The sequence below is a fragment of the Natrialbaceae archaeon AArc-T1-2 genome, assembly GCF_030273315.1.
In the GTDB taxonomy this organism is placed as follows: Archaea; Halobacteriota; Halobacteria; order Halobacteriales; family Natrialbaceae; genus Tc-Br11-E2g1.
Genome location: NZ_CP127174.1, coordinates 1047423 through 1064752 on the forward strand (window position 1 = coordinate 1047423; position 17330 = coordinate 1064752).

Genomic DNA, 17330 nt, shown 5'->3' on the forward strand with positions numbered 1-17330 from the left:
CGGGAAAGCCGTAGCAGGTCGGGTGATTACTCTTCGGTGTCGTCGCCGTCGGCGGCTGCGAGAGCGTCTTCGGGAACGCCGGTCTCCTGACCATCCTCGAAGCTGATCGTGTAGGTGACGTCGCCGAACATCGACTCCATCGTCTGAGTGACGGTTCCGACTTCGCCGTCGAACTCGCTGTGCTCGTCGTGTAAGACGACGCGGTCGTCTTCCTCGAAGCTCATAGTCGCAGTTCCCCGGCATGGGGTAAAAAGGGACTGATTCGAATCGTCCGGTCGACAGGATGACTTGCCTTCGCGTCGTCGTCTCTCCCATGACCGACGACGAGTTTCGGTTCGAGACGCGATCGATCCACGCCGGCCAGGAGCCCGATCCGGAGACGGGCGCGTTGATGACGCCCATCCACGCCAACTCCACCTACGAACAGGACGCCCCCGGCGAACACCGCGGCTACGAGTACTCCCGGACCGGCAACCCCACACGTGCTGATCTCGAGGAGAACCTCGCGAGCCTCGAGAATGCCGAGTACGGCCGGGCCTTCGCCTCGGGAATGGCCTCGATCAACACCGTACTCAACCTGCTCGAGGCTGGCGATCACGTCGTCACCGGAACCGACGTCTACGGCGGCACTCACCGCATCTTCACGCAGGTCTACGAGGAGTACGACCTCGAGTTCAGCTTCGTCGACATGACCGACCTCGAGGCGATCGAGGCGGCGTGTCGTCCCGAGACCGAACTGCTCTGGCTCGAGACGCCGACGAACCCGCTCATGTCGATCGTCGACGTCGAGGGCGCAGCCGAGATCGCCCACGCGAACGACGCCATCTGTGCGATCGACAACACCTTCGCGACGCCGTACCTCCAGCGCCCGCTCGAACTCGGTGCCGACGTCGTCTCGCACTCGCTGACGAAGTACCTCGGCGGTCACTCCGATGTCGTCGGCGGGGCGCTCGTGACGAACGACGAAGACCTCGACGAGCGCTTCGGCTTCTACCAGAACGCCGTCGGCGCGACCCCCGGCCCCTTCGAGTGTTTTCTCGTCCTCCGGGGAACGAAGACCCTGCCCGTTCGCATGGGTCGTCACTGCGAGAACGCCCGCGCGATTGCCGACTGGTTGCAGGACCACCCCGACGTCTCCCGGGTCTACTACCCCGGCCTCGAGAGCCACCCCGGCCACGAACTCGCCCGCGAACAGATGGACGACTTCGGCGGGATGTTGAGTTTCGAACTCGATGCGACGCTCGAGGAGACGAGCGAGGTCGTCTCCGCGACGGAGGTCTTTACCCTCGCGGAGAGCTTAGGCGGCGTCGAGAGTCTGATCGAACAGCCTGCGCCGATGACCCACGCCGCCATTCCACGGGAGGAACGCCTCGCGGCCGGGCTCACCGACGGCCTGATCCGGGTTAGCGTCGGTATCGAGCACGTCGACGACTTGATCGGCGATCTGGAGGGGGCGTTCGAGGCGGGACTCGAGTAATTGCTATACCGGGAGGGCGCCATAGAACGGTTCGCGTCCTCTCTGCGACTACCCGACGAACGGTAAATACAGCTGACTCACTTACTGCTCGCTTCGCTCGCAGTGCGTTCGTCATCTCGCAGAGAGACGCGCTGTCGCGCGTCTCGGACGGCGAACTGTCTACTGGGAAACTGCGAGCGAAGCGAGCAGTTTGCACACCTACGTATCGGTTGGTTCATCGAAACAGAGGTGAAAACAACGGCAATGGACTGCTTCTATCGATCGTCGGCGAGCGTCGCTTCGATCCTCGACAACCGTTCGACGACGTTGTACAACATCCAGAGGACGACCACGAGGAGCAAGAGGATCGCAAGCGAGAGGACGTCGCCGGCCCAGATCGCATACAGGATCAGGAACGGAAGCAACAGTCCGCCGATCGCAACGGAGAGGAACACCCACGGCGAGTATATCCACGGCGAGTTCGTTCCGGTCATCGCCCGATAGTTCGCCTGTCGAACAATTGTTCTTTCGATGGTCGTCCAGTACCGAACGTGGAACCGGGTGGCGAAGGCGGCTGCGTCTGCGGGTCCGATCGTGCGCTCGGCCTCGAGCGGACACTACCACCCCTCCGATCGCCATCGACCCGACGGTGCCACGATCACATGACCCGATCCTGGAGATCCTCGTGGTGCTTGACGTTGTAGACGAGCGTGACCTCCTCGGTCGTCGGCGTCCCGACACAGGTGAGCCGGAATCCTTTCTCCTCGACTTCCTCGTCGCTCAGCTGCCGGTTCTCGTCCATCTCGAGGTCGCCCTCGAGGACGGCGGCGGTACAGTCCACACAGCCGCCGACGCGACAGTAAAAGGGCCAGTCTTCTCCCTCGGCCTCGGCAGCATCGAGGACGTACTCGCCCTGTTCGACCTCGAGGGTGCCGTAGGCGTCTTCCCCGAGGTCGGCCTCGGCGGCCTGCTCGAAGAGGTCCTCGTCCTCGAGCGACCAGCCCTGCTCTTCGAGCACCTGGTAGTCGAGGTACTCGACGGTCGTCGTCGGTCCTGGCTCCGGCCGGACGCCGGTCACGGGGACGGTGGCGAAGCGAACGACCCGCTCCGTGGTGCTCCCGAGCAGGTACCGGCCGAGACCGGTCCGACCGTGCGTGCCCATGACGATCGCGTCCACGTCGTGTTCGGTCGCGTACGCGAGGATCGCCTGGTGCGTTCGGCCGGGGACGACCGCGGTGTGGATCGTCTCCAGGTCGGTCCCCTGTGCTCGCTCGAGGACGTCGTCGATGGCGTCGGTTCCGATCTCCTCGCCGGGGGCGACCTCGACCGTCTCGCGCTCGCCGGCCAGCAGGGCGTCGGTCACGTGAACGACGTGTAGCGTCGCCCCCGCTTCCGTCGCGAGCTCGATCGCGTGATCGGTGGCTGCGGTTGCGCTGTCGCTGCCGTCGGTCGCGACCAGCACCCGCTCGAGGTCCGGTCTCGGGTCGGCTCCCTCGGTAACTGTCACCACCGGAAGCGGCGACTCGCGCAGGAGTTCTTCGGCGACGCTGCCCAGCAGGAATCGATCCAGTCCGCTTCGACCCTGGGTTCCCATCACGATACAGTCGACGTCGTGATCGGTCGCGTACTCGATGACGGTCTCGGCGACGGACGCCTCCCGATCGAGAATCTCCGTCGTCGCGTCGACGCCGCGTTCGGTCGCGTGCTCGGCAACAGCGTCGACCGCGCGCTCGGCGCGCTCGCGATCGTCGTCCTCGAGGACGGTGGCGACGGAGAGATCGGCACCGAAACGTCGTGCTAACTCGCATGCGTGCTCGCCTGCGCGCTCTGCGATCCGGCTTCCGTCCGTCGGAGCGAGAATCCTGTCGTACATCGTCCTGATTCGATACACTGTCTCGGCGTATCAATCGTGGGGGTGTCACACGATCCGACGAGTGATCGTGGTCCGATCACCGGCTGCGCTCGACGTGCCCCTCTGCTGTGAACCGCGAACAGTGTTAATACTGGGACCCCTTCTACGTCCATTGGTTACTGGGAAAGGGTTTAAATACTGTCAGTGCTTACCTCGAGTTAGTAATGAAGATCGAGCACCTCGCCCGCGACGACGGGCAGATGGCACGACAGTACGACTACGGCGACGAGACGATCGTGGCCGTCGACTTCGGCGCGGTCGAGGCCGACGCGGCCGTCGACGTCGTCGACGACACCGTGATCGTCGTCTTCGAGGACGACCAGCGCGAGCTCGAGCTCCCGGCCGACGTCGGAGACGCGCAAGCGTTTATGAAAAACGGTGTCCTCACTATCGAGGTGGAGGGCGACGCATGAAACTCACTGTCAAACCACTCAAACAGAAAGACGCAGGGCGTGGACTCGCAGCGATCGACCGCGCCTCGATGCGCAAACTCGACCTCGAGAACGGGGATTACATCCTCATCTCCGGCAACGGCGACGGACAGGCGGTCGCACGCGTCTGGCCCGGCTATCCCGAGGACGAGGGCAACGGCGTCGTCCGAATCGACGGCCGGCTCCGACAGGAGGCGAACGTCGGGATCGACGACCGGGTCACCGTCGAGAAAGCAGACGTCAAGCCCGCCTCGTCGGTGACGGTCGCTTTGCCACAGAACCTCCGGATCAAAGGCGACATCGGGCCGCTCGTGCGTGACAAGCTTTCCGGCCAGGCCGTCACCGAGGGACAGACGGTGCCGTTCTCGCTGTCCTTTGGCCCGATGAGCCGCTCCGGCCAGTCGGTGCCGCTGAAGATCGCGAGCACCTCTCCGTCGGGCACCGTCGTCATCACCGACTCGACGAGCATCGAGATCTCCGAGACGCCGGCCGAACAGATAAGCGAGGCCGCCGGCGAGACGCCCGAGGGCGTCCCGAACGTCACCTACGAGGACATCGGCGGCTTAGACGACGAACTCGACCAGGTCCGGGAGATGATCGAACTCCCGATGCGCCACCCCGAGCTGTTCCAGCAACTCGGCATCGAGCCGCCGAAGGGCGTCTTGCTCCACGGTCCGCCGGGGACGGGCAAGACGCTGATGGCGAAAGCCGTCGCCAACGAGATCGACGCTCATTTCCAGACGATCTCCGGGCCGGAGATCATGTCGAAGTACTACGGCGAGTCCGAAGAGCAACTGCGCGAAGTCTTCGAGGAGGCAGAAGAGAACGCGCCCGCGATCGTCTTCATCGACGAACTCGACTCGATCGCCGCCAAACGCGAGGAAGCAGGCGGCGACGTCGAGCGCCGCGTCGTCGCACAGCTGCTCTCGCTGATGGACGGCTTAGAGGAACGGGGTCGGGTCACGGTCATCGCTGCGACGAACCGGATCGACGACATCGACCCCGCACTCCGACGTGGCGGCCGTTTCGACCGTGAGATCGAAATCGGTGTCCCCGACAAGGACGGCCGCAAGGAGATCCTGCAGGTTCACACCCGCGGGATGCCCCTGTCCGACGCCGTCGACTTAGAGCAGTACGCCGAGAACACCCACGGCTTCGTCGGGGCCGACTTAGAGAGTCTCACTCGCGAGAGCGCAATGAACGCCCTGCGTCGCATTCGCCCCGACCTCGACTTAGAGAGCGAGGAGATCGACGCCGAAGTGCTCGAGTCGCTGCAGGTGACCGAACGGGACTTCAAGGAGGCGCTCAAGGGCATCCAGCCCTCCGCGATGCGGGAGGTCTTCGTCGAGGTGCCGGACGTCTCCTGGAACGACGTCGGCGGCCTCGAGGACACCAAAGAGCGTCTGCGCGAGACGATCCAGTGGCCACTCGACTATCCCGAAGTCTTCGAGCAGATGGACATGGAAGCCGCCAAGGGCGTGCTCATGTACGGCCCGCCCGGCACCGGCAAGACGCTGCTCGCGAAAGCCGTCGCCAACGAGGCCCAGTCGAACTTCATCTCGATCAAAGGCCCCGAACTGCTCAACAAGTACGTCGGCGAGTCCGAGAAGGGCGTCCGCGAGGTCTTCGAGAAGGCACGCTCGAACGCTCCGACCGTGATCTTCTTCGACGAGATCGACTCGATCGCGGGCGAACGCGGACAGACGACCGGCGACTCCGGCGTCGGCGAACGCGTCGTCTCCCAGCTGTTGACGGAACTCGATGGGCTCGAGGAGCTCGAAGACGTCGTCGTCATCGCGACGACCAACCGGCCGGATCTGATCGACCAGGCCCTGCTCCGACCGGGCCGGCTCGACCGGCACGTCCACGTGCCCGTTCCCGACGAGGAGGGTCGCAAGAAGATCTTCGAGGTTCACACCCGCGAGAAACCACTCGCCGACGCGATCGATCTCGAGTGGCTCGCCGCCGAAACGGACGGCTACGTCGGCGCGGACATCGAAGCGGTCTGTCGCGAGGCATCGATGGAGGCCACTCGCGAGTTCATCGACTCGGTCGATCCCGAGGAGATCGACGAAAGCGTCGGCAACGTCCGCATCAGCAAAGAACACTTCGAGAACGCCTTAACGGAGATCGGCCCGAGCGTGACTCCCGAGACCCGCGAACGCTACGAGGAGATCGAAGAGGAGTTCCAGACTGCCGAACCCGAGACCGAAGACCAGCTCGGACGCACGTTCCAGTGAGGACTGCGGGCAGTTGCGCTCTGCTACACCCCAGGGACATCGCGTTTGCGTCGCGTCGTCGCCGATCAGTGTGAGACCGCAGTCGATCCCAGATCCGCGAGGATCTCCTCGGCGTGGCCCTCGGGTGTGACGTCCTCGTAGACCGCCTCGATCGTCCCCTCGGCGTCGATCACGTACGTGTTCCGGAAGACGCCGTCGAAGGTGTTGCCGAACATCTGTTTCTCGCCGTAGGACTCATACAGTGTCGACACCTCGCCGTTTTCGTCCGAGAGCAGGTCGAACTCGAGGTCGTGATCGTCGGCGAAGGACGCGAGATCGGAGACGGGGTCGTCGCTAACGCCGACGATCGCGACGTCTCGGTCCGCGAAGACAGACCGCTCGTCTCGAAAGCCCTGTGCTTCGACGGTACAGCCTCTGGTGTTCGCCCGGGGGTAGAAGTACAGGACGAGACGCTGCCCCTCGAAGTCCGAGCGACGAACCATCTCGCCGTGTTGGTTCTGCAGTACGAATTCGGGTGCCGTTTCGCCGACGTCGAGCATAGCGACGTGTTCGACCGAGCGAAGGTATGTTTATCGGTCTCGAACGGGTGTCCGCCTCGAGGACTCGAGTCCGCTCACTCGAGTGGCTCCGCTGCGTCGCGTTCGACAAGCGGCGCCGCGTTCCGTTCGGGTAGGGTGACCACGTCGTCGCTTGCGAGCGTGTACTCGCGGTCGTCGACGCCGAGGATCGAGCCGACGTCGCAGGTGATCCGGACGGTGACGCGATCGACGTCGTCGCTCGAGCGATCCCCGGCGTTGTCTGTGGCCGATCTCGCCTCCGGCGACGTTTCGGTATCCGTCGTCGGTTCGTCGTCGGCTCCGTCGTCGGACCCCGGTGCCGTCGGCGACGGCGAATCGACGACGTCACCACCCATGACGTCCGCCGCAGTGATGTCGTCGGTGGCGTCGCTGTCGACGGCGGACGCTGACGGCCGTCGATCGGTCGGCGGCTCCGCCGGCGGAGGCGGCGGTGTGTCGTCTGTGTCGCTCGAGCGGTCGGCCGCCGTCTGGTCGGTCGGTGGATCGCCGTCGCTTTCTGTCGTCACCGGCTGTTCGCCCTCGAGGACGTCGAGGACGCGCCCCTTGTTCGATTCGATGCGAGCGACGAGATCCTCGAAGAGGTCCTGTTCCTCGGCCGTCAGGCCTTCGTCGTCGGCGTTCATGCCGGCGGCGGCGAGACTCGCCTGTTTGACGAGCTTTCCCATCCGGCGTTCGTAGACGGCTTCGACGACGTCTTTCGCGGTCTCGACCTCGTCGGTGAGCTGTCGTATCTCCGGCGACGAAAACGGGTCGTCGAGTTCCGCGGCGAGGCGGTCGCGCTCGGCCTCGAGATCGGCGATGTACTCGCCGACCTCCTGGTAGAACGACGGTCGAAGGTGCTGGAGGCTGTCCTTCGTTCGCTCCGTACTCTGGACCGTGCGCAACTCGTCTAGGTTCATTCGTTCTCTCTCACGTTCGTTCTTTCTCCTTTTCCGCCCTGCCGCGTGTCATAAGAAACATTGCGACGTACTCCGGGAGTGATTGGTCACCGTCCGATACCGTAAAGATATCGCCGCCGAGTTCGATCTCGCCCCCGCTGGTGACGTCGACGGCGACCTCGTGACCGTGGAACGTCTCGGGGACGGCGTCGACCAGCGGATCGAAGTCGTCGATCTCTTCGCGATCGATCCGGACCGTCTCGAGGGCGCTGCCGCCGTGGAGGCTCCCTGGCAGGCGGATCAGTCGGTTCGTATCGGTCGTGACGGGTTCGTCGATCGGTGCGTGCTCTCGCTCGACCGTCCGTGCGACAAAGCGTTCTGCGAGCTGGGAGACGGCGGCGTGGACCGTGACGTTACCCGCCTCGAGTCCCTCACGGTTGTTCCGGGCGGCGTTCAACATCGCCGCTGCTCTCCTTTCGCCGATGCCGTCGAACTCCTGCAGCCGCGCGATGGCGTCGTCTTCCTCGCACTCGAGCAGGTCGTCGACGAACGAGACGAACCGCTGGTGGGTGCGTCTCCCCCAGCCACCGTCTGCCTCGAGCAGACGTCGTTCGGTCGGGGTCTCGCGGCCCAGTCCCGCGACGGTCTCGGTCTCGATCAGCTCCTCGAACTCCAGTCCGATGCCGCGGACGTAGTCGACGATCTCGCGGCGGTGCTCGCTTTCGAGGTCCTGGACGCGCTCGTCGCGAACGTGGACGTGGTAGCCACGACCGCCGGAGAAGACGACTTCGAGCTCTTCGAAGGCGAAATCGTCCTCGAGAAAGTCGAGCAGTCGACGGAGCGCGTCTTTACACGTCGCCAGCATCTCGGCGTAGGAGTCCTCGCCCGGAGTGACGCCCGGAAGGTGGTCGGCGTCGAGGTCGAAGACGAGATCCGAACCGCGCCATCCCTTCTCGTTCATCGATCCCGCACCCGGGTCGTCGTATCGTCCGGCCGAGAAGTAGACGTGACGGGGACGCTCGCGCTCGAGAAACGACGACGGGTCGCCGAGCTCGAGCAGCGACCGGTGCCGGACCATCGTCGTTCCCGGACTGCTGGTCCACGGAATGTACCCCCACTCGCGTTCGGTGGCCGCAGGTGGCGGCGTGATCTCCGTCCGGCGGTAGTGATCCCGGAACCGTCCACGCAGGTACGCCCTCGTTCGCTCCTCCATGCGCTTTCCGTACTCGGAGCGGCGATGGTATAATGGTGCCGGACTGTCCGTCTCGTCCGACTGTCGGTCGCGATCGATTGTTACCGGTGATCGTATCTCGTCGCGAGCGACGGACGCCGGCCGGCCGCGGAACAAAGCGCTTATCATACGATTGTTAGAACGATACGAAAGCGTGAGTGAGGAGCCCGACCTCTCGGAACTGCTCGCTGTTCTCGACGACGAGTACGCACGAGCGATCCTCACCGAAACGAGCGTCGAACCCATGTCTGCCAGCACGTTGAGCGACCGGTGTGACGCTTCTCTGCCGACGATCTATCGTCGCCTCGAGCGACTGGAGGAGTGTCACCTCGTCACCGAAGAAACCGAACTCGCAGCGGACGGCAACCACTACAGCGTCTACGAGGCGAACCTCGACAGCCTGGAGCTCTCGCTCGACGACGGCGAGTTTGCCCTCGCTGTCGACTACCGGGACGAGGACGTCGCCGACAAGTTCACCCGCATGTGGGAGGGGATGCGATGAGCCGCGACGTCGTTCGCCTCGATCAGGCGACGCTGTTCGAGATGCTGACCGTGGCGAGTCTCTTTCTCGTCGCGCTCGTCGGGACGCTCATTGCCTACCAGGCCTACCGTGGCTACCGGCGAAACGACAGTACGTCGATGCTGTATCTCGCGATCGGTCTCCTGTTACTGACGCTGTGTCCGTTTCTCGTCAACGTCACCGTCAACACGCTCTTCGGTCCCGACTGGATCGTCATCGTCTTTCTCGAGAACGTAAGCCGGCTGCTCGGGCTGGTTGCGATCACGTATTCGCTGTACGGCCGGCACTGACCGGCGTCGTTCCGGTTCGCGTGGAGGGCCGATGGGACGGCGACACGCTGGCACGCGACGGGCGTCGCGTCCCGGCGGTCGACGTAAACCGGGAACAGGTGGGATGACCGACGTCGGTCGACTGTGTCAGAGGCGTCGACTGCAGCCGGCTGTCGGGAACACGGATCCGGCGTGTCCGCGTCCCCGTTCGATCGGTCGTCGCCGCGGGTAGTAATACCCTGACGGCGTTTTCTGACCGAGAAAACGCTCGGGATACCACGCCGGTGACGGCGCAGGCCCACCTCAGGACCCGAGCGTAGCCAGCGTAATCGTCCTTTGGCAAACTGCTAATAAACTTATGGGAGTAAATGAGATTCCATAATACAGGGACGGGTAGGTGTAGGTGGAGAATAACATATTTCTATCATATATTGGCGGCGGCTACAGAACGCTTCGCGTGCGATCGAAACCGTGCTATCTAAACGGCATATGGCGGCGAAATACGGCCAGTAGCGTCGGTATACGGACGGTATAGCTCGAATCGGTCGCGGCTACCACGTTAATATCTGGATCGACGTCGGAGTGTGACACCCGAATCGTTCCGTCGGACGAGAAGCCGGTGCAGAAACGACAAGATCTGATATAATGGGCTATAAAACCGCGAGAGGAGCGTCGGATCGTTCGCTGTCGGGAGCTTGGTGGTGCGTTAGCCCGACCGTACCGGACTTCGATGGAACTGGACGTTATGAATGGGTGAAATATACTAAATACCTGGCTGGCAGTCGGTCAGGGTCTATTAACTTTCAGAAATTATCTTTGTCAGACCAGGCTTGGATCGGGCGACTGACGGTAGTCTGCTCTCGACGGCTCGATCGTCGTTCGACCGTTCGTGATCGCTACGCGAAAGCGGTACAGATTTACCGTTCGTTCGTCTACGTATCGACATGGCTGACGACACTGACAGTTCTCGTTCGCGCTCGAAGGTCGGCCGCGTCATCGATACCTACGAGCTCGACGGTATCGAACGGGAACTTGCGCAGCGGTGGACCAGAGACGAGGATCGATACAGCCTCCGCGAACTCGCCGAATTCTTCAACAAGCGAACCCTCGAGTCGGCGCTTGCGGACGCTGGCGTCGACACGCTCGACGGGGAACTGGACAACATGTACCGTCTGTTGACTGACGACGTCAGCGGTGGCACGCGTGTGCAGGCTCGACGGCGGCTCGAGCGGGCGGGAATCGATGTCGACGCATTGGAGAACGACTTCGTCTCCTACCAGGCTATCCGGACGTACCTGACGAAGTATCAGGACGTCGAGTACGAACGAGACGATACCGATCCGGTCGAGAGCAGTCGCGACCGCATTCTTCGACTACAGGGTCGAATGCAGACGGTTTCGGCCGGCGAACTCGAGGAGCTAAAAAAACGGGACCACATCTCCCTCGGCGAGTTCGACGTGTTCGTCAACGCCCGCGTCTACTGCAACGACTGTGAAACGCAGTTTCCGATCGAGGACCTCCTGGAGGAACGTGCGTGCGACTGTTGATGCCCTTATCCATAACGGTACTATGGCAGTTACGGCTGAATGGCGTCTGCCACGACGAAAATAACACTGGTATGGCTGTTACGTACCGGTGACTCGACGCGTCTGCCCGCCGAAGATGTTCTCTAATAGGAAACGACACTACTGTTCCAGGGTCGCTGTATTATCAAGAGTATTGATATAGGGTGATCGAAACCGCCGCCAACAGGGTTCTTCTCCCGTTTTTCCACAATACCGTGGCTCGATTCGGCTGTCCGATCCTGGAACACCAGATATGAGGTGTTACAATCGAACTCAACGTCACTACCAGTCGCGCGCAGTCGTCAGCCGGAGCCGCGGGCGTTTATTGATACGAAACGCATGGCGCTCGCCCAGGTGGCTCGTCGATCGCGACGGGTAAGCGACCGCAGTCGTCGCGGCTTTCGGTTGACTTGCGGTAACGGGACTCCCGGTGACGTGATGGCGCTGGCCAGCAGACGGGACACGATCCTACGCGGCTGTCTGTGTCTGCCGTCTGCGGTCGGTGATCCGAGTCACGTCGACCCGTCTGTGTTTCTTGTAGAGAAACAGCTGTCAGTAGCGCATCTCGAGTTCAAGTTCGTTCACCGCGCCAAGCACGGCGTTTGCGTACGTCCCCTCGAGTTCCTGTTTCGGCAGTCGGTTCGCCGGGCCAGCAACGGTCATCGCACACGCCATTCCGGTTTCCGGATGGGTTGTAGCGGCGCTGACGGCTCGTATTCCGCGTTGTCGCTCCTCTAAGTTGAGTGCGTACCCTCGCTCCCTGATGACTCCGATCCGCTCGAGCAGTTCCGCCTTGTCGGTAATCGTACTCGACGTCAGCTCGGTCAGTCCGTTGTCGTCGACGATCTCTTCGATCTCCTCGTCGGCGTGTGTCGCGAGCATCGCCTTCCCGGAGGCAGTCGCGTGCAGGTGAAACCGTTCACCGAGAATGATGTTTTTGATGTCGTACCGACTCCGGTCGACGAACGTGAAGATCCCTCGTCCTTCCTCTTTGATCGAGACGAGTACCATCTGGTCGGTCTCGTTGCCGAGTTCGCCGGCTTTTACGTTGGCCTGGTGACAGAGGTCGTTCTCGTCACGGAGCGTTCCGCCGATCGTCAGAAATCTGAACCCGAGCCGGTACCGTCCACCGTCGTTAACGACGAAGTCTTCCTCCTCGAGAGACGTCAGGTGTTTGTGAACCGTGCTCTTCGAGAACCCGATCTCGTTTGCCAGCTCGGTGACGCCGGCTGATCCGCGTGTCTGGAGTTCGTCGATGATCGCAAACAGCGTTCGATTGGACTTTACTGCTGCACTCGACTCTATCTCCCCGTCCGCGTTCGCCGTCGGGCGTTGCGTCCTGTCGTCGGCCATTACTCCCTCGAGTATATGCCATGCTACTTAATCGTGCGTTTCGGCATAACACTTGACAGCATACGCCGTGTCGTCGATCCGAGGTCAGAGGTATGCGGCGTCCCAGCGCATCGGTTTCCGAACGTTCCCACACTCGCTGCACTCGAGACGGCCCATCGCGTCCATCGCTGTCGCGAGTCCGTCGCACCGATCGCAGTAGTAACCGTACTGGTCGTTTCGTTCGGGATCGGTGTAGACGGCACGGAACGCCCCGTTCGACCCCTGGTCCGTCTCAGATGCGACGTACAGCCGTCCCCCCTCCGGCGTCGTCACCGTCTTTCGCGTTGCCATCTCCGTCTCGCCGTAGACGTTCTCGACGAACGACCGTCCACCGATCTCGACTCGGTTGACGTCGATTTTCTGGAGCCCGTGGTGCTCGTAGAACGCGTTCCCGTCGGTGTTCACGTTCAGGACGCGTCCACGGAGGTGCTCTGCTCCCCTCGCCTGAAGCGCTGACCGACTTCGTTCGAACAGCTCCGAGCCGACCCCTCGGCCGCGGTGTCTGGGCATGACGTGAAGCCAGTTGACATCGCTGTAGGTCCCGACGGTGTTCTCGGAGAACCCGACGACCTCGTCTCCGCGGGTGGCGACCAAGACGAGCCGATCCGACTGCTCGAGCGTACTCGCGAACGCGTCGTGGCCGTACCACTGTGTGATCGCCTCGTCGATTATCGCCGGGCTGAGTGCATACGATGCCTGTAACGATCGACGAGCAATCTCCTCGATCGCATCCAGATCTGCACTGTTCGCTTCGCGAACTTCCATACGACTCCGTATGGGATGGCGACCCATGTAAAACTATCTGTAGGCGTGGCTCGGCTCGAGTCACAGCTCGCGTGCGCCCACAACACACGAAAGCCGCCCGAAAAACCATGGCTAAAAACGGGCGGCTCGGGACCAACGGCAGATCGGACTCCAGTGGGCCGCTGTCGTCGTGTTGTCGTTACACGTGCTCCTCGACGTAGGAGCCGAACAGCTCCTCGCTGTACGGTTCGGCGCCATCGAGGGGTCGCGCTATCGTCGTCGTCTGGATGAAGTGTTCGTAGTTCACGTTCCAGTCGAACTGGTTGCCGGCCCACGTGCCGCCGCCTTCCGAGAGCGTGTTCGGGAGACCGTTTTTGTACCAGCCGCCGTTTGCGAACGCGTGGGGCTGGTTGACGATGACGCGGGCGACGTCGACCTCGTTGCCGACTTTCCGAACGACGTCGTCGTCTTCGGTGTGGATGCCACAGGAGTGGCCGGCACCTTCGAACGCGAGGACGTCGTTCGTCACCTCGATCGCCTCGTCGATGTCAGCGACCTCGAAGACGTTCAGGACGACAGCGAGTTTCTCGCCCGAGAGCGGGTACTCCGGCCCGATGCCGGTTCCTTCGGTGATGAAGAAGTTCGCCTCGTGGGCTGCCTCGTTCTCGAGGTCGGCCGCCTCGGCGAGGACCTCCGCCGGCTTAGCGACGAGGTCGGTGTCGAGCGAGCCGTGGCCCTCGGGGAACAGCGTGTCTCGAATCTTCTGGCGTTCGGTCTCGTTACACAGGTATCCGCCCTCGTCCTGCAAGGCCTCGATGAGATCGTCGTAGACCTCCTCGACGATCGCGGCGTTGTTGTCAGCCGAGCAGCTGGTGGCGTGGTCGACGGTCTTGCTCTTGTGGATCCGCTCGGCGACCGTCTCGATGTCGGCGGTGTCGTCGACGAGTGCCACGGCGTTGCCCTCACCGACACAGTAGTTGGGGGTTCCACACTTCTGGCCCTGTTCAACGTTCGCGGACGAGCCCGTAACCTGGAGCAGATCGACCTGCTCCATCAGCTCGTAGGCTTTGCTCTTGCTCGCCGGTCGCGGGACCATCTGCACGAGGTCTTTCGGCGCTCCGACTTTCTCGAGTTCGTTGTGGATGTACTCGACGACCAGCTCACAGACCTCCTCGCCGCGGGGCGACGGCGAGAGGATGATCGCGTTACGACCTTTCAGCGCCATCATCGCGAGCGCGGTCGGCGTCGTTCCCGGGTGGGTCGAGGGGACGACGGCGCCGACGACGCCAACCGGCTTGGCGATGTCTACCAGCCCGCGTTCCTCGTCGACGTCGATGACGCCGACCGACTGCTCGCCGAGCGTGTCGTGGAGCACGCCCAGGATCTTGCGTCGCTTCTTCTGGATCTTGTCCTCGACCTTCCCGAGGTCGCTTTCCTCGACGGCGATCTCGGAGAGGTGAACGGCACGGTCTTCCTCGTAGACGGCCCATCCGACAGCCTGGACGAGTTCGTCGACTTCTTCCTGGCTGTAATCGCTGATCTCCGACATGGCGTCGCGGCCACGGGCAACGAGGTCGGCTACGATATCGCTTGCGTCTGCGTCCGCTGGGGATGATTGTGCTTCGACTCCCATCGTGTTACGGACGTCGCTACCGTGGCATATAATGTTAATGGACGAGTAGTTCGAGTCGATATAATGAGTTTAATGTGTTTGAAACGGCCGCCACCAGTGCGAGGTCGTCGGTCCGTTACTCGTCCAGCCCGGCCATATCCTCGTAGACGGTCACGACCGCGGAGAAGTCGAGTTCGCCCCGGCCTTTCTCTTCGAGCGATTTGAACAGTTCGTGGTTGATCGAAGAAAGTGGGATCGGCGCTCCGTACTCCTCGCCGTCGTCGACGGCGATCGAGAGATCCTTGTACATGTACGAGCCGAAAAAGCCCGGCTCGAGATCGCCGTCGATCATCCCCTCCGCGCGGGTCTCGAGCGCCCAGGTCTGTGCTGCGCCGCCCTCGATCGCCTCGACGAGTTTCTCTTGGGAGATGCCGGCTTTCTCGGCGAACACGAGCGCTTCGGAGAGACTCGCCACTTCGGCTGCGGCGATCATGTTGTTACAGACTTTTGCGACCTGTCCCGCGCCCGTATCGCCGACGCGCGTGACCTGTCCGCCGATCACTTCGAACATCTCTCGATACTCCTCGACGAGATGTTCGTCGCCGCCGATCATGATCCGCATCCACGCTTCCCGTGCACCCTGTTCGGAGCCGCTGACCGGGGCGTCGATGGTCCGAATCCCTTCGTCGGCGAGAGCGTCGGCGACCTCTCGGATCATCCCGGGCCCGATCGTGCTCATGTCGATCAGCACCTGTCCTTCGTCCGCACCTTCGACGATTCCGTCGTCGCCGAGTGCGACCTTCCGGACGTGCTCGCCTTTCGGCAAGAACGTGATGATAGTATCGCTTACCTCGGCGACCTCGGCCGGCGTTTCTCTCGATTCCGCACCGTGGTCCTCGAGTTCGGCGACCGGATCGTCGCGAACGTCGTTGACGACGACGTCGTATCCGGCATCGACGAGGTTCTTCGCGGTCGGTTTACCCATGATTCCGAGGCCGATAAATCCGATTCTGTTCGAACGCATGGGTACCGAGACTCGCTGGATCACCAAAAAATTTGGCTCGGTGACTATATTCCCGCGGCTGCAACCGGGCCAGTCGCGAAGACGGTGTATCCAACCCGTACACCCGCGTGAGTCGCCTACCAGCGGTTTTTGCTCCGCTACGAACTTTTTTATTGGTTGCCGATCACGTCGGGTGCATGGAACATCCAACACCGACGCACGGAACCCGACTCATCGTCTCACCCAGCCAGGTCGTGGTCGGCGCTGGCGCGGTCGAAGAAGTCGGCGACTACGCCGACCTCTACGGCAGCCGGGCGCTGCTCATCGCGACCGAGATGATCGACGACATCCACGGCGATGCAGTGCGCGAGCACCTGTCGGAAGCGGGGATCGAGACCGTCTCGTACACGGACGTTCGGCCCGACCCGACGGTCGAAAACATCGAGTCTGCGTACGAACTCTGGCAACGAGAGGAGTGTGACGTGATCGTCACCCTGGGTGGTGGTTCCTCGATCGACGCCGGAAAGGGCGTCGGCATCCTCGCCGCCAACGAGGGCTCGATCCGCGACTTCGGCGTCGACAGAGCGGGCTACGAGGGCGTTCCGAACCCGACCCCACCGCTTCTCGCCGTCAACACCACCGCCGGCACGGGCAGTGAGGCGACCCGGTCAGTCGTCGTCACCGACGAGAGCACCGACACGAAGTTCCTCATCGTCTCGAAAAACGTCGTGCCGGACGTGGCAGTCGAGGACCCGGAACTGACGCTGTCGTTGCCCCAGAGTCACACCGCGTTCACCGGGATCGACGCGCTCACCCACGCGATCGAGGCCTACGTCTCGGTCAAATCTTACAGCGTCCCACAGGACTTCGCACGGAGCGCGATTCGGCGCATCGGCCGCTGGATGCCGATCGCGTGGGCCAACGGCGACGACCTCGAGGCCCGGACCGAGATGATGATCGGCCAGCTCCAGGCCGGCCAGGCCTTTACCAACTCCTCGGTCGCGCTCGTCCACGGGATGGCCCGTCCGCTCGGCGCACAGCTGCACATCCCCCACGGGCTGGCAAACGCCATCCTGCTGCCGTACGTGATGGAATTCTCGGCGATGGCCGCACCCGAGGAGTACGCCGAGATCGCCCGGTTGATGGACGCGGCTGATCCCGACGACACCGATCGCGAGGCAGCCGAGAAGGCGAGCGAGGCCGTCCTCGAGCTGTGCGAAGACGTCAGCCTCGCGTCGTATCTGGACGACTTCGGTGAGATTCCGTCCCGCGAGGAGTACGTCGACGCCGTCGGCAAGATGGCCCAGGACGCGATCGACTCGGGATCGCCCGACAACAACCCCCGCAAACCGACCCGGGAGGAACTCGAGGAGCTGTTCGTGACCGTCTACGACGACGCGCTCGCACCCGACAGCCCGCGACGCTCCTGATACTGACGTCCGCCAGCATCGAATTACTTCCGGTGTATTCGGGCCGCTCGTCACCGGACTGTCGTCCGG

17 protein-coding genes are annotated in these 17330 nt (G+C 62.8%); 7 read left to right on the forward strand and 10 right to left on the reverse strand.

Going from position 1 to position 17330, the window contains the following annotated elements; all coding sequences use genetic code 11:
• Nucleotides 1-26: 26 nt before the first annotated feature.
• Nucleotides 27-224 (reverse strand): DUF1918 domain-containing protein, encoded by a 198-nt coding sequence (locus QQ977_RS05385; RefSeq protein ID WP_285928019.1) that lies wholly within the window; start codon nt 222-224, stop codon nt 27-29.
• 89 nt (nt 225-313) lie between these two features.
• On the opposite strand from QQ977_RS05385, the gene QQ977_RS05390 reads away from it, so the two are divergent.
• Entirely contained in the window at nt 314-1477 is a 1164-nt protein-coding gene (locus QQ977_RS05390) for a cystathionine gamma-synthase (protein ID WP_285928021.1), read from the forward strand.
• A gap of 254 nt (nt 1478-1731) precedes the next feature.
• Here QQ977_RS05390 and QQ977_RS05395 read toward each other — a convergent pair whose 3' ends face one another.
• Together QQ977_RS05395 and fer are read right to left on the reverse strand one after the other, a co-directional pair.
• Nucleotides 1732-1950: a hypothetical protein gene (locus tag QQ977_RS05395; protein ID WP_285928023.1), complete on the reverse strand. Its 219-nt coding sequence runs from the start codon at nt 1948-1950 to the stop codon at nt 1732-1734.
• Nucleotides 1951-2114: 164 nt separating this feature from the next.
• On the reverse strand, nt 2115-3329 hold the full coding sequence (fer, locus tag QQ977_RS05400) for a ferredoxin Fer (RefSeq protein WP_285928024.1): 1215 nt from the start codon (nt 3327-3329) through the stop codon (nt 2115-2117).
• Nucleotides 3330-3532: 203 nt separating this feature from the next.
• On the opposite strand from fer, the gene QQ977_RS05405 reads away from it, so the two are divergent.
• Both QQ977_RS05405 and QQ977_RS05410 read left to right on the forward strand, forming a co-directional pair.
• A complete protein-coding gene (locus QQ977_RS05405; protein ID WP_285928026.1) occupies nt 3533-3781 on the forward strand; it encodes an Hsp20/alpha crystallin family protein in 249 nt (82 codons plus the stop codon).
• Nucleotides 3778-6039, forward strand: a complete 2262-nt coding sequence (locus tag QQ977_RS05410) for a CDC48 family AAA ATPase (RefSeq protein ID WP_285928027.1) — start codon at nt 3778-3780, stop codon at nt 6037-6039. The genes QQ977_RS05405 and QQ977_RS05410 overlap by 4 nt, the downstream gene beginning before the upstream one ends.
• 65 nt (nt 6040-6104) lie before the next feature.
• On the opposite strand, the gene bcp is transcribed toward QQ977_RS05410, so the two are convergent.
• The 3 genes from bcp to priS all read right to left on the reverse strand — a co-directional run bounded on the left by bcp (nt 6105) and on the right by priS (nt 8708).
• The gene (gene bcp, locus QQ977_RS05415; protein ID WP_285928028.1) at nt 6105-6578 is read right to left on the reverse strand and encodes a thioredoxin-dependent thiol peroxidase; all 474 of its coding nucleotides are present in this window, start codon (nt 6576-6578) and stop codon (nt 6105-6107) included.
• A gap of 74 nt (nt 6579-6652) precedes the next feature.
• Nucleotides 6653-7516: a hypothetical protein gene (locus QQ977_RS05420; RefSeq protein WP_285928029.1), complete on the reverse strand. Its 864-nt coding sequence runs from the start codon at nt 7514-7516 to the stop codon at nt 6653-6655.
• 10 nt (nt 7517-7526) lie between these two features.
• Nucleotides 7527-8708, reverse strand: a complete 1182-nt coding sequence (gene priS / locus QQ977_RS05425; RefSeq protein WP_285928030.1) for a DNA primase small subunit PriS — start codon at nt 8706-8708, stop codon at nt 7527-7529.
• A 172-nt stretch (nt 8709-8880) separates the two neighbouring features.
• Between priS and QQ977_RS05430 the strand changes: the two genes are divergently transcribed.
• The 3 genes from QQ977_RS05430 to rdfA all read left to right on the forward strand — a co-directional run bounded on the left by QQ977_RS05430 (nt 8881) and on the right by rdfA (nt 11062).
• Nucleotides 8881-9228 carry a winged helix-turn-helix domain-containing protein gene (locus QQ977_RS05430; RefSeq protein ID WP_285928031.1) on the forward strand — a complete coding sequence of 116 codons (348 nt, stop codon included), beginning with the start codon at nt 8881-8883 and terminating at the stop codon, nt 9226-9228.
• Nucleotides 9225-9536: a DUF7521 family protein gene (locus tag QQ977_RS05435; RefSeq protein WP_285928032.1), complete on the forward strand. Its 312-nt coding sequence runs from the start codon at nt 9225-9227 to the stop codon at nt 9534-9536. The genes QQ977_RS05430 and QQ977_RS05435 overlap by 4 nt, the downstream gene beginning before the upstream one ends.
• 923 nt (nt 9537-10459) lie before the next feature.
• Nucleotides 10460-11062, forward strand: a complete 603-nt coding sequence (rdfA, locus tag QQ977_RS05440; protein WP_285928034.1) for a rod-determining factor RdfA — start codon at nt 10460-10462, stop codon at nt 11060-11062.
• Between the two features lie 570 nt (nt 11063-11632).
• Here the strand turns inward: rdfA and QQ977_RS05445 are convergent.
• From QQ977_RS05445 to QQ977_RS05460, 4 genes are all read right to left on the reverse strand, one after another.
• Complete coding sequence (locus tag QQ977_RS05445) at nt 11633-12433, reverse strand: IclR family transcriptional regulator (protein WP_285928036.1); 801 nt, start codon at nt 12431-12433, stop codon at nt 11633-11635.
• Nucleotides 12434-12517: 84 nt separating this feature from the next.
• Nucleotides 12518-13237: a GNAT family N-acetyltransferase gene (locus QQ977_RS05450; RefSeq protein WP_285928038.1), complete on the reverse strand. Its 720-nt coding sequence runs from the start codon at nt 13235-13237 to the stop codon at nt 12518-12520.
• A 178-nt stretch (nt 13238-13415) separates the two neighbouring features.
• Nucleotides 13416-14849, reverse strand: coding sequence for an aldehyde dehydrogenase family protein (locus tag QQ977_RS05455; RefSeq protein ID WP_285928040.1), 1434 nt, complete (start codon nt 14847-14849; stop codon nt 13416-13418).
• Nucleotides 14850-14964: 115 nt separating this feature from the next.
• The gene (locus QQ977_RS05460) at nt 14965-15852 is read right to left on the reverse strand and encodes an NAD(P)-dependent oxidoreductase (protein ID WP_285928042.1); all 888 of its coding nucleotides are present in this window, start codon (nt 15850-15852) and stop codon (nt 14965-14967) included.
• A gap of 176 nt (nt 15853-16028) precedes the next feature.
• Between QQ977_RS05460 and QQ977_RS05465 the strand changes: the two genes are divergently transcribed.
• The gene (locus tag QQ977_RS05465; RefSeq protein ID WP_285928043.1) at nt 16029-17261 is read left to right on the forward strand and encodes an iron-containing alcohol dehydrogenase; all 1233 of its coding nucleotides are present in this window, start codon (nt 16029-16031) and stop codon (nt 17259-17261) included.
• The last annotated feature ends 69 nt before the right edge of the window (nt 17262-17330 follow it).